Annotated in this window: 23 protein-coding genes; 13 read left to right on the top strand and 10 right to left on the bottom strand. The window is 72.1% G+C overall.

The window, feature by feature from the left end:
* Positions 1-86: 86 nt before the first annotated feature.
* Entirely contained in the window at positions 87-1,487 is a 1,401-nt protein-coding gene (locus tag ACQPZA_RS33855) for a MinD/ParA family ATP-binding protein (RefSeq protein ID WP_433276248.1), read from the top strand.
* A 124-nt stretch (positions 1,488-1,611) separates the two neighbouring features.
* Here the strand turns inward: ACQPZA_RS33855 and ACQPZA_RS33850 are convergent, their stop codons facing one another.
* On the bottom strand, positions 1,612-1,824 hold the full coding sequence (locus ACQPZA_RS33850) for a hypothetical protein (RefSeq protein WP_433276246.1): 213 nt from the start codon (positions 1,822-1,824) through the stop codon (positions 1,612-1,614).
* A gap of 103 nt (positions 1,825-1,927) precedes the next feature.
* Positions 1,928-2,155, bottom strand: a complete 228-nt coding sequence (locus ACQPZA_RS33845; protein WP_169400036.1) for a BldC family transcriptional regulator — start codon at positions 2,153-2,155, stop codon at positions 1,928-1,930.
* A gap of 158 nt (positions 2,156-2,313) precedes the next feature.
* Between ACQPZA_RS33845 and ACQPZA_RS33840 the strand changes: the two genes are divergently transcribed.
* Entirely contained in the window at positions 2,314-2,658 is a 345-nt protein-coding gene (locus ACQPZA_RS33840; protein ID WP_433276244.1) for a DUF4229 domain-containing protein, read from the top strand.
* Here the strand turns inward: ACQPZA_RS33840 and ACQPZA_RS33835 are convergent.
* The 3 genes from ACQPZA_RS33835 to menE all read right to left on the bottom strand — a co-directional run bounded on the left by ACQPZA_RS33835 (position 2,614) and on the right by menE (position 6,032).
* Entirely contained in the window at positions 2,614-3,495 is an 882-nt protein-coding gene (locus ACQPZA_RS33835) for a 1,4-dihydroxy-2-naphthoate polyprenyltransferase (protein WP_433276242.1), read from the bottom strand. The two genes, ACQPZA_RS33840 and ACQPZA_RS33835, sit on opposite strands and share 45 nt — an antisense overlap.
* 10 nt (positions 3,496-3,505) lie before the next feature.
* Positions 3,506-4,768, bottom strand: a complete 1,263-nt coding sequence (locus ACQPZA_RS33830) for a hypothetical protein (protein WP_433276240.1) — start codon at positions 4,766-4,768, stop codon at positions 3,506-3,508.
* Positions 4,769-4,883: 115 nt separating this feature from the next.
* A complete protein-coding gene (gene menE, locus ACQPZA_RS33825) occupies positions 4,884-6,032 on the bottom strand; it encodes an o-succinylbenzoate--CoA ligase (RefSeq protein WP_433283095.1) in 1,149 nt (382 codons plus the stop codon).
* 209 nt (positions 6,033-6,241) lie between these two features.
* Between menE and ACQPZA_RS33820 the strand changes: the two genes are divergently transcribed.
* From ACQPZA_RS33820 to ACQPZA_RS33810, 3 genes are read left to right on the top strand one after another with little or no spacing between them, the layout of a single operon-like run.
* Entirely contained in the window at positions 6,242-7,138 is an 897-nt protein-coding gene (locus tag ACQPZA_RS33820) for an ABC transporter ATP-binding protein (protein ID WP_433276238.1), read from the top strand.
* Positions 7,135-7,896, top strand: coding sequence for a hypothetical protein (locus ACQPZA_RS33815; protein ID WP_433276236.1), 762 nt, complete (start codon positions 7,135-7,137; stop codon positions 7,894-7,896). The genes ACQPZA_RS33820 and ACQPZA_RS33815 overlap by 4 nt, the downstream gene beginning before the upstream one ends.
* Positions 7,889-8,521, top strand: coding sequence for a TetR/AcrR family transcriptional regulator (locus tag ACQPZA_RS33810; protein WP_433276234.1), 633 nt, complete (start codon positions 7,889-7,891; stop codon positions 8,519-8,521). Before ACQPZA_RS33815 ends, ACQPZA_RS33810 begins: the two co-directional genes overlap by 8 nt.
* Positions 8,522-8,530: 9 nt before the next feature.
* Here ACQPZA_RS33810 and ACQPZA_RS33805 read toward each other — a convergent pair whose 3' ends face one another.
* Positions 8,531-9,811 carry a TIGR03618 family F420-dependent PPOX class oxidoreductase gene (locus tag ACQPZA_RS33805; RefSeq protein ID WP_433276232.1) on the bottom strand — a complete coding sequence of 427 codons (1,281 nt, stop codon included), beginning with the start codon at positions 9,809-9,811 and terminating at the stop codon, positions 8,531-8,533.
* 59 nt (positions 9,812-9,870) lie between these two features.
* Here ACQPZA_RS33805 and ACQPZA_RS33800 point away from each other — a divergent pair, with 59 nt between their 5' ends.
* Entirely contained in the window at positions 9,871-10,500 is a 630-nt protein-coding gene (locus ACQPZA_RS33800) for a TetR/AcrR family transcriptional regulator (RefSeq protein WP_433276230.1), read from the top strand.
* A 318-nt stretch (positions 10,501-10,818) separates the two neighbouring features.
* Positions 10,819-11,352, top strand: a complete 534-nt coding sequence (locus ACQPZA_RS33795) for a hypothetical protein (RefSeq protein WP_433276228.1) — start codon at positions 10,819-10,821, stop codon at positions 11,350-11,352.
* A gap of 43 nt (positions 11,353-11,395) precedes the next feature.
* Here the strand turns inward: ACQPZA_RS33795 and ACQPZA_RS33790 are convergent, their stop codons facing one another.
* The 4 genes from ACQPZA_RS33790 to ACQPZA_RS33775 all read right to left on the bottom strand — a co-directional run bounded on the left by ACQPZA_RS33790 (position 11,396) and on the right by ACQPZA_RS33775 (position 14,711).
* Positions 11,396-12,319: a 1,4-dihydroxy-2-naphthoyl-CoA synthase gene (locus ACQPZA_RS33790; RefSeq protein ID WP_433276226.1), complete on the bottom strand. Its 924-nt coding sequence runs from the start codon at positions 12,317-12,319 to the stop codon at positions 11,396-11,398.
* 204 nt (positions 12,320-12,523) lie between these two features.
* Complete coding sequence (locus ACQPZA_RS33785; protein WP_433276224.1) at positions 12,524-13,087, bottom strand: DUF1360 domain-containing protein; 564 nt, start codon at positions 13,085-13,087, stop codon at positions 12,524-12,526.
* Positions 13,088-13,190: 103 nt separating this feature from the next.
* A complete protein-coding gene (locus ACQPZA_RS33780; protein ID WP_433276222.1) occupies positions 13,191-14,444 on the bottom strand; it encodes a PP2C family protein-serine/threonine phosphatase in 1,254 nt (417 codons plus the stop codon).
* A gap of 60 nt (positions 14,445-14,504) precedes the next feature.
* The gene (locus tag ACQPZA_RS33775; protein WP_169400399.1) at positions 14,505-14,711 is read right to left on the bottom strand and encodes a DUF4177 domain-containing protein; all 207 of its coding nucleotides are present in this window, start codon (positions 14,709-14,711) and stop codon (positions 14,505-14,507) included.
* A gap of 101 nt (positions 14,712-14,812) precedes the next feature.
* On the opposite strand from ACQPZA_RS33775, the gene ACQPZA_RS33770 reads away from it, so the two are divergent.
* The 6 genes from ACQPZA_RS33770 to ACQPZA_RS33745 all read left to right on the top strand — a co-directional run bounded on the left by ACQPZA_RS33770 (position 14,813) and on the right by ACQPZA_RS33745 (position 22,322).
* Entirely contained in the window at positions 14,813-15,514 is a 702-nt protein-coding gene (locus ACQPZA_RS33770; protein ID WP_433276220.1) for a GntR family transcriptional regulator, read from the top strand.
* Positions 15,515-15,627: 113 nt separating this feature from the next.
* A complete protein-coding gene (locus ACQPZA_RS33765) occupies positions 15,628-16,440 on the top strand; it encodes an N-acyl homoserine lactonase family protein (protein WP_433276218.1) in 813 nt (270 codons plus the stop codon).
* Positions 16,437-17,729 (top strand): hydroxyacid-oxoacid transhydrogenase, encoded by a 1,293-nt coding sequence (locus ACQPZA_RS33760; protein ID WP_433276216.1) that lies wholly within the window; start codon positions 16,437-16,439, stop codon positions 17,727-17,729. The genes ACQPZA_RS33765 and ACQPZA_RS33760 overlap by 4 nt, the downstream gene beginning before the upstream one ends.
* 47 nt (positions 17,730-17,776) lie before the next feature.
* On the top strand, positions 17,777-18,262 hold the full coding sequence (locus ACQPZA_RS33755; protein WP_433276214.1) for an FmdB family zinc ribbon protein: 486 nt from the start codon (positions 17,777-17,779) through the stop codon (positions 18,260-18,262).
* 5 nt (positions 18,263-18,267) lie between these two features.
* Positions 18,268-21,177 carry an FAD-binding and (Fe-S)-binding domain-containing protein gene (locus tag ACQPZA_RS33750; RefSeq protein WP_433276212.1) on the top strand — a complete coding sequence of 970 codons (2,910 nt, stop codon included), beginning with the start codon at positions 18,268-18,270 and terminating at the stop codon, positions 21,175-21,177.
* A gap of 176 nt (positions 21,178-21,353) precedes the next feature.
* Positions 21,354-22,322 carry an IS481 family transposase gene (locus ACQPZA_RS33745; protein ID WP_433276210.1) on the top strand — a complete coding sequence of 323 codons (969 nt, stop codon included), beginning with the start codon at positions 21,354-21,356 and terminating at the stop codon, positions 22,320-22,322.
* Positions 22,323-22,367: the final 45 nt, after the last annotated feature.

Raw genomic sequence — 22,367 nt, 5'->3', positions numbered from 1 at the left:
CCGTCCGCGTCTCGACCATGACGGTGCGGTACGACTACCGTCGGCATTCGTGCAGGTGATCAGCGGTGCGCGCACGGGGGAGCCCGATGACGGAGCGTGATCCCGGGGACGACCGGGACTACCCGGACGGCTCAGTGGGTCGCTACGTCCGGGAGCGGTGGGGCACCCTGCCCAGCCGCCCTGCCCCGCCGCCCGCGTCGTCGTCCGCGTCGTCGTCCGCCCCGGAGCCCGAGCCCGCCCCGCTCCCACCGCTCACTCCTCCCGGTGGCTCCGGCGGCGTCGCGTCCCCGGCGCCGCCCCACCCGCCGATGGCGAACCCGGCGCCGGCCGCCGGCACCGCGGGCCACATGGCTCCGCCGTCCCGTCCCGGCCCTGCCGGAGTCCCGCAGCAGCCGCAGTTCCCACCGGGGCGTCCGGGCGCGCCGATGCCGCGCCAGCCGGTCCGCCCCGCCGGACCCGACCCGACGGGCGGCCCGACCCCGCCGCGCGGCACCGCCCGGTGGACCGATCCGGGCGCCGTGGCAGCGCAGGAGGCACAGCAGGCTCGCAGCGGCTCGAGCCGGCAGGCGACGGACCTGTCCTCGGCCCGCCTGCTGCGTCCGGCTCCACGGCCGCCGCAGTCCGGCTGGCGCCGGCTGGTGTTCACGCTGACCGGGGGCGCGATCAACCCGGGCGAGAGCCCCGCCGACATCCGCCGCCGGGAGCTCACCGCACGCGTGAACAAGCCACTGCTGGGCTGCTACAAGATCGCGATGCTCAGCCTGAAGGGCGGGGTCGGCAAGACCACGGTGACGGCGACACTCGGGGCCACCTTCGCCTCACACCGCGGCGACCGCGTGGTGGCCGTCGACGCCAACCCCGACCGCGGCACGCTGAGCCAGAAGATCCCGCTCGAGACCAGCGCCACGGTGCGCCACCTGCTGCGGGACGCGCAGCGGGTGCGCCGCTACACGGATGTGCGCGCCTACACCTCGCAGGGGCCGTCCCGGCTGGAGGTGCTCGCGAGCGAGCAGGACCCGGCAGTGTCGGAGGCCTTCAGCGAGGAGGACTACCGGCGCACGGTCACCCTGCTCGAGCACTTCTACAACATCGTGCTCACCGACTGCGGCACCGGTCTCATGCACTCCGCCATGTACGGCGTGCTGGGTATGGCCGACCAGCTGATCATCGTGTCGTCGGGGTCGATCGACGGGGCGCGGAGCGCGTCGGCCACGATGGACTGGCTGGACGCTCACGGGCACGGCGACCTGGTGCGCAACTCGGTGGCGGTGCTCAACTGCGTGCACCGGTCGTCGGGCGGGGTGGATCTGGACCGGGTGGCCGAACACTTCGCGGCGCGCTGCCGGGCTGTGGTGCGGATCCCGTTCGACGCTCACCTCGAGGAGGGCGCCGAGGTCGACCTGGAGCGGCTGGAACCGGACACGCAGCTTGCGCTGCTGGAGCTGGCCGCCGCGGTGGCCGACGCCTTCGAGGGCGTGGTGGTCTGAGGTGGTGCGGGTGGCAGCTGCCACGGACGCCGTCCGTCAGGCCTGCTGAGCGGGGCTTTGTCGGTGAACTGCTGATGCGAGGGGCCGGAGCCCCCCCGGCCCGCGGGGACCGGGGGTGGCCGGCTCAGGCGCCGGGCGGATCTTCCCGTCGCCGTACTTTCTCGTCGAGCTGACGCAGGAAGTCGGGGTCGTCGTCCGGTCCGTTGACCCGCGGCCTGCCAGATCCCGTGGTGGGCCGACGAGGCGGCTGCGGAACCTGCGGGCCGCCGCTGCTCATCGCCTTCCACAGCACCAGAGCGATGATCGCGGCGCCGACGAACGCGATGAGGAACAACACTCCAACCACCTCCGTCGTCGAGGTTAGCGGAGGCCGGGCACGAGGGTGGTGAAGAGTCGGCCCGTTGTCCGCTCCGTCACGAGCAGCGCTGCGACCAGGCCTCTCAGGGACGCGACGGCGGTAACGTGGCCTCGCTGGTGAGGTCGGCCAGCATGCTCCGCACTTCCGACTCCCGGAAGCGGCGGTGTCCACCGGGGGTACGGATCGAGCCGATCCGGCCGGCGGACGCCCAACGCGTCACGGTCTTGGGGTCGACGCGGAAGAGAGCAGCCACCTCGCCCGGGGTGAGCAGGCGCTCGTTGCTGCTGGCCTGAGTAGTCGTGATTGTCATGTGGACCTCCAGAGCCGTGGGGCGTTTCCGGGCCATCGTGACACCTGGGACCCCACGTACTCGAACGGTTGTCCGGAGGTAAAGGGCTCTTCAAGGACGAACCGGACACGAAACGGACACTGCAGAGGGGGCATCGACGGCGGACGTAGGCTCAGGACATGACCTCGCCCACCGGACGCCCGGCCGCGGGACAGCGGCCGGGTCTTGCTGCCACCGTAGGGCTTTATGTGCTTGCGCGGCTCGCTCTGGTCGCCGTTGTCACCGTGCTCATGCTGCTGGCCGGCACACCGCTCCTCATTGCGCTGCTGATCGGCCTGATCGTGGCGCTGCCCCTGTCGATGGTGGTGTTCCGCGGGCTGCGCGGACGCCTCGACGCCGCGCTCTCGGAGAGCCGAAACCGCAGGTCACAGGAGCGTGCGGCGCTCCGGGCCCGGTTGCGCGGTGAGGGTGTGCAGAACTCAGACGATCTGTCCGAGCGCAAGTCCGACGGCCGTGAGGGCTGACCACACGAGCAGGAGCACGCTCGTCTGCGCCAGCACCCGGATCAGCTTGCGGCCGTCCGCCCCACTGAGCACCTGACGGGTCAGGCCCACCGCGAGAGGCAGTGCGAGCAGGCCGAACAGCATCGGCCAGCTCCGCAGCCCGGCCAGCGCCGACAGGAGCAGCGGCACCGTCACCAGTGCCACGTACAGGCGCCGGGTGTCGGCGTCGCCGAGCACCACGGCGAGTGTGCGTTTCCCCACTACCGTGTCCGACGGGATGTCACGCAGGTTGTTCGCCACCAGCACCGCGCATGTGATCATTCCCACTCCGACGCAGGTGACCACGGCGAGCGCGGTGGGCGGGCCGCTCTGCGTGATCACCGTGCCCAGCACCCCGATGGGGCCGAAGAACACGAAGACCGCCACCTCGCCGAGCCCCGAGTACCCGTAGGGCCGCTTCCCGCCGGTGTAGAACCAGGCTCCGGCGATGCACACGATGCCGACGGCGATCAGCCACCACTGCCGGCTCAGCGACACGAGCGTGAGGCCCGCCAGGCCGGCGATCGAGAAGCTCACGATCGCGATGGCGCGCACCGTCGTCGGCTCGGCCACCTTCGACCCCACGAGCCGCAGCGGGCCGACGCGTTCGTCGTCGGTGCCGCGGATGCCGTCGGAGTAGTCGTTGGCGAAGTTCACGCCCACTACCAGGGCAATTGCCACGATCAGGGCCAGCACCGCTCGACCTGGCGCGACGACACCGGCGCCGATCGCCGCTCCCGTGCCGGCCACTACCGGTGAGATGGCGGTGGGCAGGGTGCGGGGGCGAGCGCCCTCGATCCATTGCGCGATGGTGGCCACGGACGAGACGTTATCCGGCGGTGCGCCCCATGGTGTCCGGCGTGCCGGTGACCGCGGTGGCGCAGCCCGGCGGCGCCCCGATGTCGGGGACCGCCGCCCCTGCCAGGTACTGGCCCGCACCGATGCGCAACCATCGATCGGCGCCCTGGCCGAGCACGCACTGCACGGGCACCGCGGCCCCGTTCGCGGCGATCCCGACCGGTGGGGCGGCGGGGTCGGGCGCCGCCAGCACCGGCAGGTCGCCGACGACCGCGGAAAGGCGCTCGTTGCCCGTCCACAGATAGTCCACCGTGACCCAGGCGTTGTCGTCCAGTTCGAGTGCGTCCCAGAACAATCCGTCGGCGAGGTCGATCCCTGCCGGATTGAGGACCGTCCGGTCGAACTGGTCCTTACCGTCGTTGTACCCGTTCTTGTACGCGGCCTGGGATTGGGGCAGTCCCTGCGGGAGGTCGCGCCATTCCTGGCGGACCGATGGCGGGTTCCAGTAGTCGTCGCGGGTGTTCCAGGGCCCGACATCCCACACGGGCGCGAAGGCGCAGCGGCCGTTCGGGGCGCACACCTTGACCGAGTAGTCGCTGGTGTCACGGGGGGACAGCCCCCGCCGTGACGGCAACGCGACGAAGTGGTCGCGCTCGGTGATCACATGGCCGTTGGCCGTGGTGCCTCCGACCAGCCCTTCCCTGGTGGCGAAGACGCGGTAGTGCACCGCCGCCTGCTCGGCGCCTGCCTGGGCGAGCCGTCCCGTGGCGGGCTGGGCGGCGAGCGTGATTCCGCGCACAGTGGGACCGGATCCTGGTGGGCCCGTGATGACGAGCCTGCCCTGGACCTCCGATGTGGGCTCGGGCAGTTCCGCGACCATGCCTCCGGCGCTGGGCTCCGCGGGGATCCACTCGGTCCAGCCGCCGGTGGCGGCGCGGCGTCCCCGGACGTCGACGACGGCGTCGCTCCCGGCGGGGACGTCGCCGACGACGGTGGTGACGACGCGGTCGGTCGCGCCGGGAAGTTGCTGGGGCCGGAGGGTGAGCAGTCCGGTCGGCACCGCGGCGCCCCGGGGTGCCGACCCCTCCTCGACGGGCGCGAGGTACGCGCCGGCACCGTCCAGGCGGACGGAGCCACCGTCGAGCCGGACGCCGGCGGGCTCGCCCGTGGTGAGGTCCGGGGTCCAGATGGCGAGCACCGCGGGCTGCGCGGCCGCCGGTGGCGTGACGCCCACCGCGAGCGCGCCGACGAGGGCCAGTGATGCGAATGGTGCCGCTGCCGAGCGCAGCCTCATGTCGCCGTCCCCCCTGTTACCAGTGCGACTGGTGTGCTTACTGGGGCTCAGGACATAGGACGGGACGGTAGTGGTCAATCAACGGAGAGTAGGCGCCCCCATGGGGTGACGCGGCTCAGCCGGCCGGGTCGCGCTCCGTCATGAGGAGCCCAGCCACCGCCCGGCGGTCGGGTTTCCCCACCCCACGCAGCGGGATCTCGGCCACGGTGAGCACCACCCGCGGCACCGCCGCGCGTCCCAGCTCCGTGCGCACGGCGGCCCGCAGGCGGTCCGCGCGCACCGCATCGGGCTCGTCGTCGCCGGGTGCCGCGGCCACCGCCGCCGCCACCACCTGGCCCCACTCCGCGTCCGGCAGGCCGACGACGCAGGCCGCCCGCACGCCAGGCTGCGTGACGAGCACGCGTTCCACCGCCGCCGGGGCCACGTTCTCGCCACCGGTGATGATCACGTCGTCGGCGCGGCCGAGCACCTCGAGCCGCCCGTCGCGCCACCGGCCGAGGTCGGTGGTGCGGAACCAGCCGTCGTCGAACATCGCCGCGGTCCCGGCCTGGTCGCCGAGGTAGCCGTCGGCGAGGGTCGGGCCGCCCAGCCGGATCCGGCCACCCTCGTCGAGGTCGACGCGCACGCCGTCCAGCGGGACGCCGTCGTAGACGCAGCCACCGGCCGTCTCGCTCATCCCGTAGGTGGTGACGACCCGCACGCCCGCGGCGGCGGCGCGCGCGTGCAGCCCCGGACCCAGTGCTGCCCCGCCGACGAGGACGGCGTCGTAGCTGCACAACGCCTCGAGCGCGGCGCCGCCGGCGTCCAGGAGCCTGGCGAGCTGGGTGGGCACCAGGCTCGTGCAGCGCCTGTCACCGGGCAGGGCCGCGGTGGTGGCCGCGAAGCCGTCCGGCCGGAAGCCCTCCCGCAGGTCCTGGACGGCCGGGGCCGCTCCGGCGAGCAGCGAACGGACGACCACCTGCACTCCGGCGATGTGCTCGGCGGGGAGGGCGAGCAGCCAGGCCGCCGGGCCGCCGAGCCGGTCCATGGTGGCCCGGGCGGACGCGCGCAACGCGGCGGCCGACAGCACCACGAACTTGGGGACTCCGGTGGAGCCCGACGTCGTGATCACGAGAGCTGCCCCAGGGTCCGGCCGGGCCGCGGGGGTGGCGGACGCGCCGGGCGCCCGGGGCAGCAGGGCAGGCCCTCCGTCGAGCGCGTCGCGCAGGGCGCTGACGAGCTCGGCGACCGCGGCGGGCGACCCGTCCACCTCGACGATCCGCAGATCGCTCACCGGCTCACCGCCACGACGGCCGACGATCTCGCCGCTGTCCTGCCGAAAGCACGATCCGTACTCCGCACGCGCCGTCCCTGCTGCACCACTGCAGTGTGCCGCCGGCGCGGTCGCCGCCGCCCGGCGGAGGATTGCGGTAGTGTTCTGACCGATCAGTCATATATTCTTCCGATCGGTCAGTGACTGTTCCGGGGGGACGGATGATCAGTGCGCGCGGTGTGACCAAGCGCTACGGGCAGGTACTCGCGGTCGACGATCTGACGTTCGACGTCCGGCCCGGGGCGGTGACGGGTTTCCTCGGCGCCAACGGAGCCGGGAAGTCGACGACGATGCGGATGGTGCTCGGCCTGGACGCGCCGACGTCCGGCACGGTGACCGTCGCCGGCCGCCGATACCAGGACCTGCGCTCGCCCGCACGCGAAGTCGGGGCGCTGCTGGATCCGCGCTGTATGCACCCCGGGCGCAGCGCGCGGGCCCACCTGCGCTGGATGGCCGACGCGGCCGGGCTGGGACGGGCGCGGGTGGAGGAGGTGCTCGGGCAGGTCGGCGTCGCAGACGCGGCGGACCGGCGGCTCGGCACGTTCTCGCTCGGTATGCGCCAGCGCGTCGGCATCGCGGGCGCTCTGCTGGGCGACCCGGGGGTCCTGGTGCTCGACGAGCCGCTCAACGGGCTCGACCCGGAGGGCATCCGGTGGGTTCGCTCCCTGCTGCAGGGGCTCGCCCGCGAGGGGCGCACGGTGTTCGTGTCCAGCCACCTGATGAACGAGATGGAGCACACCGCGCAGCGGGTCGTCGTGATCGGCGGCGGCAGGCTCGTCGATGCGCTCGACGTCGCCGAGCTGCGCGGGCGGGCGGCTGCCGTGCGCGTCGCACCCGCCGACGTGGAGGCGGCCGGCGTACTCGGCGACGCGCTGCGCCGTGAGGGCGCGACCGTGACGGTGACGCCGGACGGGCTGGAGGTCCGTGGGGTGACACCGGACCGGATCGGGCGCCTCGCGCTCCAGCACGGGATCGCGCTGCGGGAGCTCACCCCGTGGGCGAGCGGCCTCGAGGAGTCGTTCCTCGCGCTCACCGCGCGGGAGGGGGAGCGGGTGTGAACGCCACGGTCCGTTCGGAGTGGACGAAGTTCCGGTCGGTGCGCTCGCTGCCGTGGCTCACCGTCACGGCCGTGCTGGCGGCGGCGCTCATGGCGCTGCTGTTCGTCGTCAGCCTGCCGCTCACGCAGGGCCGCGGGGTCGACGCGATGCCGGCCGCGGAGGTGGTCAGGGCCGCGCTCGTGGGGATCGACGTCGCGGCGATCGTGCTGATGGTCATGGGGGCGTCGGTCGCGGGATCGGAGTACTCGTCGGGCCTGGCCCAGCCCACGTTCCTGCTGACGCCCCGCCGTGGACGGGTCGTGGCGGCGAAGGCGCTGGTCGTCGGCCTGGTTGCGCTGGGAGCATCCGCCGCCGCCGCTGTGCTGTGCACGCTCACGGGGCAGCTCGTGCTGCTCGGCGCCGGGCTGCAGGCCGCTCCGTTCGACGCCCCGCTGGCCCGGCTCGCCGCGGGGTCGGCGCTCGCTCCCGTGTTCTACGCGCTCGTCGCCCTGGCCGCCGCGCTGGTCCTGCGCAGCACAGGTGGCGGGGTGGTGGTCGCGCTCGCCGTTCTGCTGCTGCCGGTGCTCACCGGCTGGGTTCCCGGTCTCGACGTCGTCGCCCCGCTGCTGCCTGCGGCCGCGGTGCACGGTCTGGCGGGGGTGTCCGTGCCGGGCACTGCCGAGTATCTCGCTCCTGTCACGGCCGCGGTCTCCCTCGTCGGCTGGATCATGCTGCTGGGTGGCGTCTCCCTGTGGCGGGTACGTTCCCGCGATGCCTGAGCGCCCGCCGACGTTCGTCGAGGAAGCCCGTCGCCGCCAGATCGTCGACTGCACGATCGAGCTGGTGTCCGAGCGCGGCCCCGGGCGGACGTCGTTGGCGGGCATCGCCGAGCGGGCGGGGATATCCAAGGCCGCCGTGCTGTACCACTTCACGTCGAAGGACGCGGTGATGCAGGCAGCGCTGGACCACGTCATCGCCTCCTACGCCGCGGCGGTCGGGGCGCTGGTCGACGCGGCCACAGGCCCCGAGGCCATGCTGGTGGCCTACCTCCGCGGCACGATCGCCTACCTGCGTGAGCACCCGGCGCACCTGCGCGTCCTGGTCGAGGGGCTGGTGCGCGACCGTGACGGCGACCGGGAGTTCGCCCCCGGCACGCCTGCCGCCGCGAGCCGCTGGCAGGGCGTCGCCACGATTCTGGGGCTCGGCCAGGAGGCGGGGGTGTTCCGGCCGTTCGACACCCGGGCGCTGGCGGTCGTGATCGGCGGCGCGCTGGACGGGGTGGTCGCGGAGTGGGTGGGCGACCGCAGCCTCGACCTCGCCGCCTCAGCCGCGGAGCTGGAGACGGCGGTTCTGCTCGCCGTCCGGGCCGGGGATCCGCGGAGCCCCGATCGCGCCCTGCCGTGACGGACCTCGTCAGAGCCGGCCGGCGATCCTCTCCGGCCGGACGCGGACCGCGACCACCTCACCGTGGCCGGCCTTCGCCTCCGGGGTCCGCTCGACGTGCTCGGCGTACGTCCGGCCCACGTATTTGCTCGACAGGTCGTCGCGGAGCCGCTCGGTCGACGCGGGCTCGAACACCGCTGTGCCCCGGATCGCGGCGTAGCTGTAGGGCGCCTCCGGCGGGCAGACCAGCACGCTCACCCTCGGGTCGCGGTGCAGGTTCCGCGCCTTGTGGCTGCCCACCCCCACCATGAAGAGCACGTCGTCGCCGTCCCGCTCGACCCAGACCACGGACTGCTGCGGCGTTCCGTCGGGCGCCACGGTGGCCACCGTGGCGAAGATCGGGGAGTCGAGGACCTCCTGCAGCCGCTCGGGCGACACGCCCGACATCACGTAGGGCCGCCGGCCCGTCCGGGGCAGCGCGGCCAGCAGCCGCGCCGTCGCGGCGCGCAGCCTGCGGGCCGCGGCGACGTCGAAGGCCGGACCGGTCCGGGGGATCGGCTCGTTCCGCATCCAGGCGCTGACCGGCTCGGCCGGTGGGTCGTCCAGCAACGCGATGATGGGCTCGATGCCCTTCTCGACGGGCATGGCTGTCGCGCGCAGGGCGTCGACCTGGGCCGCCGTCGGGGGGTCGTACTCGCCGGAGAAGCTCGTGCTGACCATGCCGGGGTGGAGCAGCACGTACCGGACCTTCCGCGACGGCGGGTGGTCCGCGTACCCGACGGCGAGCAGATCGTTGAGCAGGCCGCCCTGAACCTGCGCCGCCATGCCGTCGTAGCCGTGCTCGAACTCGAGGTCGTGCCACCGGAGGGTTCCCGGATCGGTGCTCGGCCCGGCGACGTTGACGACGACCGGCGCATCGGCCGCGTCGAAGAGGTCCGTCATCTCGTGGCTCGTCACGAACCGGCTCAGGTAGAACAGCGCGAACGTGCTCTCGACGCCCTCGGCTGTGACCGCCCTGCGCGAGCGGTGGTGGCGCGCACCCAGCACCAGGGCGTCGACCGACGGGACGAGGGAGCGGATCTCCCCGATCGCGGCCCTGGTCCCGGCGACCAGGCTCAGGTCGGCCTGCACGACGTGGCCCCGCCCGGCCGCGCCGTTCCGGGCCGCCAGGTCGAGCACTGCTGCGCCCTTGTCCGCGTCGCGCCCGACGATCACCACCTCGTCCCCGTGGCCGAGGCGGTCGAGGGCGAGCGCCTTGCCCATGCCGTCGGTGCCGCCGGTGATGACGATCCTCTTCACGGATGAACTCATCAGTTCAATCTAATGATCCGGCGAGTAGTGAACAACTGCCTCGCGGATACGATGCGGCGGTGACCAGGGCATCCCGCGGGCGGATCGACAAGCGCGAGGCGATCCTCGCGGCCGCCTCCGCCGTGTTCTCCCGGGAGGGATACGCGCAGGCAGGCGTGGACGTCATCGCGGCGGAGGCCGGGGTGGCCAAGCCGACCGTCTACAACCACTTCGGTGACAAGGAGAGCCTCTTCCGCCAGGCGATCGCCGCCGACGCCGACCGCGCGCTGGTACGGCACCTGGCCGCGCTCGATCGCCTCGACGACAGCGCCGCCGACCTGCGCGCGGCGCTCGAGGCCGTGGGACACCACATGCTCGTGTGCCTCTGCGACGAGCGGTCGGTGGCCCTGCGACGGCTCCTCCATGCCGAGATCACCCGGTTCCCCGATCTCATGGACATCGTCCGCGAGCGCGCATCGGATCGCGTCACGGAGGCGCTCGCCGACAAGCTCGCCCGGCTCTCCGTGGCAGGCCGGCTACGCAGGCTCGACCCGGTCCAGGCCGCCGAGCAGTTCATCGCGCTGCTCGCCGGCCCGGGCGAGGCCCGCTCCCGGCTCGGCACGCGGCAGGTCCCGGACGACGAGCTGTGGGCGGTGGCGCGGGCCGCCGTCACGACCTTCCTGCGCGCCTTCGCCGAAGATGCGGGCTGAACAGACGGCCGTGCGCCGGCTGCCCGTCATGCGGACCGGGCGTGCGGCGTCCGGCAACAGGCCGTTTGGTTACGCCACTTTCGCGTAGAACTTCGTTCACATTGCGCTGGCGGCGAGTCGTATCGGGCCCGGGGACACCTGGAAGATATGCACCATCGGATGGGTGACCTGACTGACGGTATGCTCTTCATTCAATAGTGTTGCGCCATTTGAGTATGAGTGAAGCGCGCGGTAGGTTGCGCGCGTGCGCAGGCTCCCCGTCGAAGCGCGCTGACTCGAACGGCGACATTCCATGGCGCTGAACATGAGGAGACCCCTGTGCGAAAAAACCTGCTGATCGCGGCGACTGGCGCCGTTGCCGCGATGCTCGCGCTGACCCCACTGGCGTTCGCGGACGACTACGCCCGGGACGACAGCGGCCAGCGGAACCAGGTCAACCTCTGCAGCTCCGACCAGCACGTCGATGTCCTGCCGTCCACGGTTGTCGGCGCGATCCTGCCGTCGGTGAGCCAGGACCAGAACGGCAATTGCGTCAACATTGCTGATGGTGCGGAAGTGTCTTCCACCACCACCACGCCCCCCACGACCACAACTCCGCCGTCCCCCGGTACTACCTATGAAACTGTATCCTATAATTATCCTGGCCCGGGACAAGATACCTTTACTCGCGTATGCGAGGAGCCGGGGGATGCGCTCGTGTCCTTCTCGATTGTCGAGGATCCGGCACAGATCGTGACTGCAACTGCCCAGTTGCCTACGGGTGTTGCGGTTACCTACAACAATCAAACAGGGTCGCCGCAGCTGGTAGTCGTCTCCCTTATCTGTGAGGAAACCAATCCCGGCAATCCCTGAGCCCGGCGGTGGTGCGAGCACGCTGTTGGCGGGCTCGTCTCGTTCAGTAGTGCCACGGGAACGGCGACCAGTCCGGCTCGCGCTTCTGCAGGAACGCGTCCCGGCCCTCCACCGCCTCGTCGGTCATGTACGCGAGGCGGGTGGCCTCTCCCGCGAACAGCTGCTGTCCGACCAGCCCGTCGTCCTGCAGGTTGAACGCGTACTTCAGCATCCGCTGCGCCGTCGGCGACTTGCTGTTGATCTCCGCGGCCCACTCCAGCGCGACCTTCTCCAGCTCGGCGTGCGGCACCACCGCGTTCACCATGCCCATCCGGTGCGCGTCGGCCGCCGAGTACTCCCGCCCGAGGAAGAAGATCTCCCGGGCGAACTTCTGGCCCACCATGCGCGCCAGGTACGCCGAGCCGTACCCGCCGTCGAACGAGCCCACGTCCGCATCGGTCTGCTTGAACCGCGCGTGCTCGGCGCTCGCCAGCGTCAGGTCGGCAACGACGTGCAGCGAGTGCCCTCCGCCCGCCGCCCACCCGGGCACCACCGCGATCACGACCTTCGGCATGAACCGGATGAGCCGCTGGCACTCCAGGATGTGCAGCCGCCCCGCCCGTGCCGGGTCGACCGTCTCGGCGGTGTCCCCGGAGGCGTACTGGTACCCGGTGCGCCCGCGGATGCGCTGGTCACCGCCGGAACAGAACGCCCACCCGCCGTCCTTGGGGGAGGGTCCGTTGCCGGTGAGCAGCACGCAGCCGACGTCGGGGGTCGTCCGGGCGTGGTCGAGCGCGCGGTAGAGCTCGTCGACCGTGCCGGGGCGGAACGCGTTGCGCACCTCGGGCCGGTCGAACGCGATCCGCACCGTGCCGCCTGCCGGCCCTGCGGCCGCGGCCCGGTGGTAGGTGATGTCGGTGAAGTCGAAGCCGTCGACCGCCCGCCAGGCAGCGGGGTCGAACAGCTCGGACGGGGCAGCGGTGTCCACGAGCACCGACCCTATGTCCAGGCCCTCCGGGACCAGGTCCTAGGCCGTGTTGAGGAAGTACTGATCGATGGGCTTCGTGATCCAGATCGTTCCTGGCAAGGCGCCGCTCCGAGCCGTCGTACCTGGCGTACTCGGTCGGGGCGGCAACGCCGCCAGGGACGATCTGGGCGCGAAGACCGCGATCAGGGGCTTTCTCAACACGGCCTAGCCCTCCGCCGCCTGCTGGGCCCTCGCGTAGGCGAGGTGCAGGAAGTCCGAGCCGGTCAGGGCCGTGAACGTCGCGGCGACCAGCCGGGTGACGCGCGGGGCGAACACGAGCCCGATCGCGAAGCCGGTGGCGATCCAGACGTCGAGGCAGAACGGGCAGGTGATGAGCTCGCCGATCGAGTGGCGCACCCCGCTCGCCGCCCGCACCTCCTCCATCACCTCGGACGGCCCGCCCCTGCCCTCATAGCGGGTGAACGGCGCGCGCAGCGGTGCGGTGACCGAGTTCTTGCTGATCGTGCGGGACAGCTTGTGCGTGCCCGCCGCGATCAGCAGCACGTCCCAGGCGCCGACACCGTCGGGCAGCCTGCGGTGCTTCAACCGCGCGAGGCCGGCGGCGCCCGCCACCAGCGCCGCGAACACGGCCATCACGAGCACGTAGCCGCCCAGCGGCCGGTCCTCTCCGTTTCGGTAGGCGTCGGCCTCAGCCTTGGCCGCGGCCGCCGCCCCGTTGACGGCAACACCGTTGCCGGCGTGCTGCAGCTTCTCGGCCTGCTCGTGCATGGATGAGGTCCTCTCGGGTCTCGCGGTAGGTCCGCGCGCGGGTACTGCAAGTGCACCTACCCGGCACGGGCAGCTTCACGCGGGCAGGCACGAGCGAATCGCCCTAGTGGTCCTTTCCGTCTTCCACGGGGCGGGCGAGCAGACGTTCGGCGGCGCTCCCCGACCACTCGACGAGCATCAGCGTCGCGTCGTCGCGCAGCTCGCCCTTGCGGTGCTCGCGCACGGCGTGGGCGAGGCGCCGCAGCGTCTCCGGGGCGGCGACCTGGGCCGCGGCAGCGTGTTCGGCCAGCTCGACGAGCCGGTCGACGCCGAACTCCTCGCCGTTCTCGTCCCTGGCCTCCACCACACCGTCGGAGTGCAGCAGGATCCGGTCGCCGGGCTCGAGGTACTCCTCGCCCAGCTCGTCGGACTGGGGGATCAGCGACGCCAGCCGGCCGAACGGCATGCGCAGGACGGCGTCGAGCGTGCGCACGGCCTTTCCGCCGCGGAGCAGCACGGGGGGCGGATGTCCGGCGATCAGGTAGCGGAGGCGACCCGACTGCAGGTCGAGCTGGGCGAGTACCCCGGTGACGAAGCGGTGGTCGCTGAACTGCTCGGTGAGCGTGGCGTCGATCCGGGCGGCGACGCCGGCGATGTCGTGCCCCTCGCGGCGGGCGGATCGGGATGCGGCGAGGGTGACCGAGGTGGTCAGGCCCGCGTTCAGGTCGTGCCCGGACGAGTCGAAGATCGCGAAGTCCGCGCGGGACGTGCTGATCGCGTAGTCGAACGCGTCACCGCTGACGTCGTAGGCGGGTTCGAGCACGGCGGCCATCGCCAGTCCCTGACCGCCGACGGTGAGCGGTGGCAGCAGCTGCCAGAGCAACTCGCCCGCGACGGACATCGGGCGCGCCCGCCGAGCCACCGCCAGCTCGTCCCCCTGGGTGAACTTGGAGGCCATCAGGTGCGCGACGAGCCCCGCGATGGCCAGGCAGTGCTCGGCGAGCGTCGGGTCCGTGCTGCTCGAGTCCTCGTCGTCCGGGTTGGCGATCACGACCATCCGGGCCACGCCGAGGCGCTCCGCACCGTCGACCAGCGGTACCCAGAGCACGCGACGGCCCTCGTCGTCCCGGCCTTCGAGCACCGTCCCGAGCTGGAAGACCCGGCCGGCCAGCGTGCCGTCGATCCACAGCGGACCGCCGGCATTGCGCACCGGACGCAGCTGCATCTGCTCGTGATCCGCGACGTAGAGCTCGGGGGCCACCTCCAGCGGGGTGAGCGCGTCCTCCAGCAGGTCGCCGAGCATGTCGCCGGAGGCCAGGTGGGCGCCCGCGAGCACGACGAGCATCGCCTGGTGCCACCTGGCGTCCAGCAGTTCCACCAACCGAACCTATCGTGATGCTGCTCTGCCGACCCACCAGCCGGACCGCGACCAGCGTGGTCAGCCCACCGGACGCTCCAGCGTGACCAGCAGCCCGTCCACCCCGCCCGGGCCGATCCGGCCCTTCACCTCGGTGGAGGTGATGGCCTTGAGCTGCCAGCCCTGTTGCGCCTCGTCGTTGAGGAGCCTTTCCAGCTTGTCGGCGGAGAGCTTCCCACCGACGAGGCTCTCTCGCAGTTGCAGGACCCGGTACTCGTAGCGCGCCATGGTCAACAGGCTGCCAGGCTGTCCGGGCGCGCGAGCGGGTCCCGGCCGAGAACGGCCGCTGGCAGGATCCTCGGCGTGCAGATCCACTCCAGGGGCGCGGTGTGAAGCAGGTCCGCCAGACCGACACGGTCAACGCCCAGGTGCTCGACGCCCTGCGCGCCGCCGTCATCACCGGGGAGCTGCAGCCCGGCACGCTCCACTCGGTGCAGACGCTGGCCACCCAGCTGGGTGTCTCCCGCACGCCCGTCCGGGAGGCGCTGATCAAGCTCGCCCAGCAGGGGATGGTCCGCTTCGAGCGCAACCGCGGGGTGCGCGTGCTGCAGACCACCCTGCACGACCTCGAGGAGGTCTTCGCGCTGCGCCTGCTGCTGGAGGTGCCGGCCACCCGGCGGGCGTGCCGGCAGATCGACGAGCCGGGCCGCCGCGAGCTGCGCAAGCTCTACCAGGCGATGGAGAAGGCCGCGCGGGCCGACGACGAGTACCGGATGTGGGAGCACGACCGCCGGTTCCACCTCGTGCTGCTGCAGGCGTCGGGGAACCTGCGGCTCGCCGAGTACGTCGACGGGCTGCGGGACATGGTGCTGCGCCGCGGCGTCTCCACCGCGGGCCTGTCGCGCAGCCTCGACGACATCGTGGCCGAGCACCGCGCGGTGCTCGACCGGGTCGAGTCCGGTGACGGCGACGGCGCCGCCGAGGCGATGCGGGGGCACCTGCTGCGCACCGCGGAGCTCCTCATCGCGCAGGAGGCGGGAGCACCGCCCGGAAGTGTGGACGTCGACCTGGGCTGGACGGGGCGCCCCTGATCCATCGACCAGTCGAAATACGTTGACGCGTTGACGAGTGGCATGCCACATGCCACGGTCGGCCGAGGAACGCGCGGGCGAGCGCAGACCGTCTCGACGTCGAGAGGACCACGATGGCGACTGTGAACAAGGTGAGCGTGATCCCCTGCGGGGCCATGACCGCGGACCTGACCTGGTTGCTGATCAAGCCGGGACGTTCCATCAACACCCGGAGCACCAAGAACTCGCCCGCCCCGTGGGTCGACGTGCCCTCGCACTGCGTGCTGGTGGAGACCGACGAGGGCAAGATCCTCTGGGACACCAGCTGCCCCCGCGACTGGGAGGAGCGCTGGCAGCCGACCGGCCTGCAGGAGTTCTTCCCCTACGACAAGGTCTCCGACGACGAGTACCTCGACTCGCGGCTGAACCAGATGGGCGTCGGGCTCGACGAGATCGACTACGTCATCCTCTCCCACCTGCATTTCGACCACGCCGGCAACGCGCAGATGTTCAAGAACACCAACGCGAAGCTCGTCTGCCACGAGAAGGAGAGGGACTTCGCCTTCGGGTTCGGCGGCCTGTTCAACGGGGCACACCTCAAGACCGACTACGAGGGTCTCGACTTCCAGACGGTCTCCGGCGACACGGAGTTCCTCCCCGGCGTCACGCTGCTCGAGACGCCCGGCCACACCGTGGGGTGCATGTCGATGCAGGTCGACCTGCCCGACACCGGCACCATGATCTTCACGTCCGACGCCGTCTACATGGGCGAGAGCTACGGGCCGCCCGCCACGCCGGCGGCCATCGTCAACAACCTGGAGCAGTTCTACGCGTCGGTCGAGAAGCTGCGCGGCATCCAGGAGCGGACCGACGCCACCATGGTGTTCGGGCACGACGCGAACCAGATCCACGAACTGCGCTGCGCACCGGAGGGTTCCTACACATGAGCCATCCCGACGTCGAGCTCACCGAGGAGACGATCTTCACCTGGGGCGCGCCGCCACTGAAGTTCGGTGCGGGCGCCTCCGACGAGGTCGGGTTCGAGATGTCCGGCTACGGCGTGACGCGCGTGCTGATCGTCACCGATCCGGGGATCCACGCGCTCGGCGCTCCGCAGCGCATCGCCGACAACCTGCGGCGCTACGACATCGAGTCGGAGATCTTCGACGGCGTGCACGTCGAGCCCACCGACGACTCGATGAACAAGGCCACCGAGTACGCCCGCGCACAGGGCCCGTGGGACGGCTTCGTGGCCGTCGGCGGCGGGTCGGCCATCGACACCGCCAAGGCCATCAACCTGCTCACCAGCCATCCCGGCGAGCTGATGGACTACATCAACAAGCCGATCGGGAACGCGAAGACACCGCCGGGCCAGCTCAAGCCGCTGATCGCGATCCCGACCACGGCGGGCACCGGGTCGGAGTCCACCGCGATGTGCGTGCTGGACATCCTGTCGATGAAGGTCAAGACCGGGATCAGCCACTGGCGGCTGCGTCCCACCCTCGCCGTGATCGACCCGCTGCTGACGATGAGCCTGCCGCCCGAGGTCACCGCCGCCTCCGGCATGGACATCGTGTGCCACGCGGTGGAGAGCTACACCGCCCGCTACTACTCCACGTTCGACCGCAAGAAGCCCGAGGAGCGGGTGACGTACTGCGGCTCCAACCCGGTGTCGGACCTGTGGTGCGAGAAGGCGATGACCCTCATCGCGCAGTCGTTCCGCACGGCCGTGCACGAGGGCGACAACCTCGAGGCGCGCTCGAACATGATGATGGCCGCGACCTTCGCCGGCATGGGCTTCGGCAACTCCGGGGTGCACATCCCGCACGCCAACGCCTATCCGATCGCCGGGATGGTGAAGGACTACCACCCCAGGGGCTACCCGGAGGAGGAGCCGATGGTCCCGCACGGGCAGTCGGTGTCGCTCACCGCGCCCGAGGCGTTCCGGTTCTCCTTCGAGAGCGCCCCCGAGCGGCACCTGCGGGCCGCGGAGCTGATGGACCCGCGTGCCGACCGGCTGAACGACGCGCGCGAGCAGCTGCCGTCGGTGCTCATCTCGCTGATGCGCGACATCGACATCCCCAACGGGATCGGCGGGGTCGGCTACACCGAGGCGGACGTGCCCGACCTCGTGCCGGGCACCATGAAGCAGCAGCGCCTGCTGGCCACGTGCCCGAAGACCCCGACCGAGGACGACATCGCCGACATCCTCACGAAGTCGGTCGAGAACTGGTGACGGCAGCGGCGGGGGGCGGCCCCCGCCGCTGCGGCGCGGAGGGGCACATGCCGATCTACGTGTTCAAGTGCGAGTGCGGGCTGCGTTTCGAGCACCTCGCCTCGTTCGACGCGGCCGCACCCGGCTGCCCGTCGTGCGGCGGGGAGACCCGCAAGATCCCCGCCGGGTTCAGCCTGGGCGGCCGCGCCGACGCTGGGCTGTCGAAGGAGCAGATGCCCCAGACCTGGCGCGGCACCTACGACGGGAGCCGTGAGTACGTCACCGGGCTGCGCAGGCAGTGGGACCGTCGCCAGCGGCTCGAGGCCAAGCACCCCGAGCTGGCGGGCGACCAGCGTCCGATCATCGCCCACGAGGGCCGCTACCACGACGCGCCGCTGAGGGCGGGCGACCCGATCGGCGGAGCCGCAGGGCACGGCCACGGGCATGGACACGGCCACGGGCATGGGCATGCCGACCCGCCTGCCGCCCCGCCGGCTGCGGCGAAGCCCACGTCCGGCTCGGCGGGTCCGGCGGCGCCGAGCACCTCAGACTGAACCCCGTGAGCACGGACATCCAGCACACCGACCTGTCCGACCTGCACGCCGACCTGGCCACAGCCGTCCGTGGCCGCGTCCGGTTCGACGCCGCCACCCGTGCCATGTACTCCGCCGACGCGTCGAACTACCGGCGGGTGCCGATCGGGCTGGTCACCCCGCTGGACACCGACGACGTCGAGGCCGCGGTGTCGGTCTGCAGCACCCACGGGGTGCCGGTGCTGCCGCGGGGTGCGGGCACGAGCATCGCCGGGCAGGCGGTCAACACGGCCGTGGTGCTGGACTTCACGAAGCACCTGAACGGCGTGCTGGAGATCGATCCCGAGGCGCGCACCGCGCGCGTGCAGCCCGGGCTCGTGCTCGACGCGCTGCGCGACGCGGCCCGCCCTCACGGCCTCACGTTCGGGCCCGACCCGTCCACCCACAACCGCTGCACCCTCGGCGGGATGATCGGCAACAACGCATGCGGCTCGCACTCGGTCGCGTGGGGCAAGACCGTCGACAACGTGCACGCCCTCGACGTGCTCACCTACCGCGGGGAACGCCTGCAGCTGGGCCCTGGCCGACCGGCCACCGGACGCGTCCCGAGCGCGTTGCGTGGGCTGGCCGCCCGGATCGACGCCGGCGTGCGCGCGTCGTTCCCCGACCTCACCCGCCGGGTGTCGGGCTACAACCTCGACCAGCTGCTCCCCGAGAACGGGTTCGACCTGGCCCGCGCGCTCGTCGGCACCGAGGGCACCTGCGCCACGGTGCTCGGGGCGACGGTCCGCCTCGTCGAGTCGCCACCGGCCCGCGCGCTGGCGGTGCTCGGCTTCCCCGACGCCTACCTGGCCGCCGACCACGTCATGGTGGTGCGGGAGCTGGGGCCGTTGACCATCGAGGGCATGGACGCCGGCCTGATCGCGGCGCTGCGCGCGTCCAACCCGGCGGAGACGGCCTCTCGCGCGCTGCCCGCCGGCGGCGGCTGGCTCTACGTCGAGACCGGCGGTGCCACCCGCGCCGAGGCCGAGGCGGCCGCTCAGGCCGTCGTCACGGCGATGAAGCCCTACGGGGCCACGAGCGTGGTCGTCTCCGATCCGGCGGCGATGAAGGCGCTGTGGCGCATCCGTGAGGACGGCGCCGGCATCGTCACGCGCTCGCCCGACGGCGGCGAGGCCTGGCCCGGCTGGGAGGACGCGGCCGTGCCGCCGGAGCGGTTCGGTGCCTACCTGCGCGAGTTCGACGCCCTGCTCAGCCGGCACCGGCGGCGGGGGGCCTACTACGGGCACTTCGGGGACGGCTGCCTGCACATCCGCATCGACTTCGAGCTGGCGAGCTCCTCCGGGATCGCCGATTTCCGCAGCTTCATGGAGGACGCCGCCGACCTCGCCGTCGCGCACGGGGGGTCGCTCTCGGGGGAGCACGGCGACGGTGTCGCGCGTGCCGAGCTGCTGCCCCGCATGTACCCGCCGGAGATCATCGCGGCGTTCGAGGAGTTCAAGGGGATCTGGGACCCCGACGACGGGATGAACCCCGGCCGGGTCGTCCGGCCCGCGAAGCTCGACGAGGACCTGCGCGTGTTCGTCGGCATGCCGACGCTGCGCGACGAACCCGTGCTGGCGTTCGCCCACGACCGCGGGTCGTTCACCCGGGCCACCCGCCGCTGCCTGGGCGTGGGCAAGTGCGTCACCGACCACGGCGGCGTGATGTGCCCGAGCTACCGGGCCACCGGCGAGGAGATGCACTCCACGCGGGGGCGCGCCCGGCTGCTGTTCGAGATGGCCGCGGGCGACGTCATCACCGAGGGCTGGCAGTCCCCCGAGGTGGCCGAGGCGCTCGACCTGTGCCTGTCCTGCAAGGGCTGCAAGCGCGACTGCCCCGTCGGCGTGGACATGGCCGCGTACAAGACCGAGTTCCTCGCCCAGCGCTACCGGCACAAGGTGCGTCCGGCGTCGCACTACTCGATGGGCGCCCTGCCGCGCTGGCTGCGCCTCGTGGGCCGCCTCCCGGCCCGGGCGGTGCGCGCACTGAACGCCGCCGCCCGCGGCCCGCTGGGAGTGGCGGCGAAACGAGCAGGTGGCATAGCGAAGGAACGCGGAATCCCAGGATTGGCCCCGCGCCGGTACACGTCCCCCAAGTTCAGGAAAGCCACTTTCAGGTCCGCAGAGGGCAGGAAAGTGGCTTTCCTGAACCGGGGGGCTCCGCGCGGGCGGCTCCTGCTCTGGCCCGACACGTTCACCAACCACTTCGACCCCGCCGTCGCCGCCGACGCGGTCGCGGTGCTGGAGGGGCTGGGCTACACGGTGGAGCTGCCGCCCCGGGACGTGTGCTGCGGGCTCACCTGGACCTCCACCGGCCAGGTGGGCGCCGCCCGCAGGGTCCTGCGCCGCAGCCTGCGCACCATCGAGCCGTGGCTCGTGACGGGGGTGCCGGTCGTCGGGCTCGAGCCGTCGTGCACCGCGGCGTTGCGCGCCGACGGCCCCGAGCTCCTCCCCGACGAACCGCTCGCCGCGCTCCTGGCCACCGGCGTGCGCACCTTCGCCGAGGTGCTCGCCCAGCACGCCGACGAGCTCCGCGGCGGCGTCGTCGCTCCGGGGCAGCGGGCGCTCGTGCAGGTGCACTGCCACCAGCACGCCGAGCTCGGCACCGACGACGACCGCGCGGTCATGGCGGCGCTGGGCGTCGACGCCGAGGTGCTCGACTCGGGTTGCTGCGGGCTGGCCGGCAACTTCGGGTTCGAGAAGGGGCACTACGACGTGTCGATGGCGTGCGCGGAACGGGTGCTGCTGCCGGCGGTCCGCGCCGCCGACCCCGACGTGGCCGTGCTGGCCGACGGCTTCAGCTGCCGCACCCAGCTCCGCCAGGCGGGCACGCGCGAACCCGTCCACCTGGCGCAGCTGGCCGCAAGAGCCCTCGGCCTCACCCCCACCCCCTGACCCCACCCCCGCGAGTCGCCCGAACCCACCCCGCGAGTCGCCCGGTTCCCGTGCGCGAGTCGCCCGGTTCTAGTTGTAGTGCCCATGAGCGTTGTTGACGGCGTGTCGGCTTGAACATGGGGAGACCTCCGGGCGAGGTGTGAGTTGTCGACGCTCACCACCTGCACGGAGGTCTCATGGCCCACCGTAATGCCCGCCTGACCGTTCACGGCCGCATGCTGCTGATCGAGCGCGTGTCGGCCGGTCGCCCCGTCGCTCACGTCGCCGCGGAACTCGGGATATCCCGCGCGACCGGCTACAAGTGGTGGGCCCGCTGGCGCGCGGAAGGACCCCGCGGACTCCTCGACCGCTCCAGCCGCGCCCACCGCATCCCCCACCGCACCCCCGACCAACTCGTCCAGCAGATCGTGGCGCTGCGGGTCGAGCGCAAGCTCGGGCCGGCCCGCATCGCCCCACTGGTCGAGCTGCCCGCCTCCACCGTGCACGCAGTCCTCACCCGCCACGGACTGTCCCGGCTGGCCTGGCTCGACCGCCCCACCGGCACGCTGATCCGCCGCTACGAACGCGCCCGCCCCGGCGAGCTCGTGCACGTGGATGTGAAGAAGCTCGGCCGGCTGCGCGAGGGCGGCGGCTGGCGGGTCCACGGCCGCGACAGCCTCGAACGCCGCCGCGCCCGCTACCGGTCCCGGGTCGGGTTTGACTACGTCCACGCCGCGATCGATGACCACACCCGCCTGGCCTACGCCGAGATCCACCCCGACGAGAAAGCCGACACCTGCGCCGGGTTCCTCCGCCGCGCCGCCACCGCGCTCGCCGCCCACGGCATCCACCGGATCGAACGCGTCATGACCGACAACGCACTGGCCTACCGACGCTCCCACGCCTGGCGCGACGCCCTGGCCGACCTCGGCGCCACCGCCCGGTTCACCCGCCGCTACCGACCTCAAACCAACGGCAAAGCCGAACGGTTCAACCGCACCCTGCTCGAGGAATGGGCCTACCAGCGCCCGTTCACGAGCAACACCGACCGCGCCGCAGCCCTACCGGGCTGGTTACACACCTACAACCACCACCGCGGCCACACCGCCCTCGGCGGCCACGCACCCATCAGCCGCGTCAACAACCCAGCTGGGCATTACATCTAGTGCGTGAGTCGCCCGCGGGAAGTGATCACCGGCCGATCGCACGGG

Origin of the sequence: Pseudonocardia xinjiangensis, assembly GCF_050948425.1 — a bacterium.
Taxonomy (GTDB): Bacteria; Actinomycetota; Actinomycetes; order Mycobacteriales; family Pseudonocardiaceae; genus Pseudonocardia; species Pseudonocardia xinjiangensis.
The sequence above is the reverse complement of the archived record's forward strand: the minus strand, read 5'-3'. Positions and strand labels throughout refer to the sequence as shown.

Excerpts from the sequence above, each read along its gene's own strand:
- ACQPZA_RS33855 (WP_433276248.1), top strand. The coding sequence starts at position 87 with ATGACGGAGCGTGATCCCGGGGACGACCGGGACTACCCGGACGGCTCA.
- ACQPZA_RS33845 (WP_169400036.1), bottom strand. The coding sequence starts at position 2,155 with ATGACAATCACGACTACTCAGGCCAGCAGCAACGAGCGCCTGCTCACC.
- ACQPZA_RS33840 (WP_433276244.1), top strand. The coding sequence starts at position 2,314 with ATGACCTCGCCCACCGGACGCCCGGCCGCGGGACAGCGGCCGGGTCTT.
- ACQPZA_RS33830 (WP_433276240.1), bottom strand. The coding sequence starts at position 4,768 with ATGAGGCTGCGCTCGGCAGCGGCACCATTCGCATCACTGGCCCTCGTC.
- ACQPZA_RS33820 (WP_433276238.1), top strand. The coding sequence starts at position 6,242 with ATGATCAGTGCGCGCGGTGTGACCAAGCGCTACGGGCAGGTACTCGCG.
- ACQPZA_RS33810 (WP_433276234.1), top strand. The coding sequence starts at position 7,889 with ATGCCTGAGCGCCCGCCGACGTTCGTCGAGGAAGCCCGTCGCCGCCAG.
- ACQPZA_RS33805 (WP_433276232.1), bottom strand. The coding sequence starts at position 9,811 with ATGAGTTCATCCGTGAAGAGGATCGTCATCACCGGCGGCACCGACGGC.
- ACQPZA_RS33785 (WP_433276224.1), bottom strand. The coding sequence starts at position 13,087 with ATGCACGAGCAGGCCGAGAAGCTGCAGCACGCCGGCAACGGTGTTGCC.
- ACQPZA_RS33775 (WP_169400399.1), bottom strand. The coding sequence starts at position 14,711 with ATGGCGCGCTACGAGTACCGGGTCCTGCAACTGCGAGAGAGCCTCGTC.
- ACQPZA_RS33765 (WP_433276218.1), top strand. The coding sequence starts at position 15,628 with ATGGCGACTGTGAACAAGGTGAGCGTGATCCCCTGCGGGGCCATGACC.
- ACQPZA_RS33760 (WP_433276216.1), top strand. The coding sequence starts at position 16,437 with ATGAGCCATCCCGACGTCGAGCTCACCGAGGAGACGATCTTCACCTGG.
- ACQPZA_RS33755 (WP_433276214.1), top strand. The coding sequence starts at position 17,777 with ATGCCGATCTACGTGTTCAAGTGCGAGTGCGGGCTGCGTTTCGAGCAC.
- ACQPZA_RS33745 (WP_433276210.1), top strand. The coding sequence starts at position 21,354 with ATGGCCCACCGTAATGCCCGCCTGACCGTTCACGGCCGCATGCTGCTG.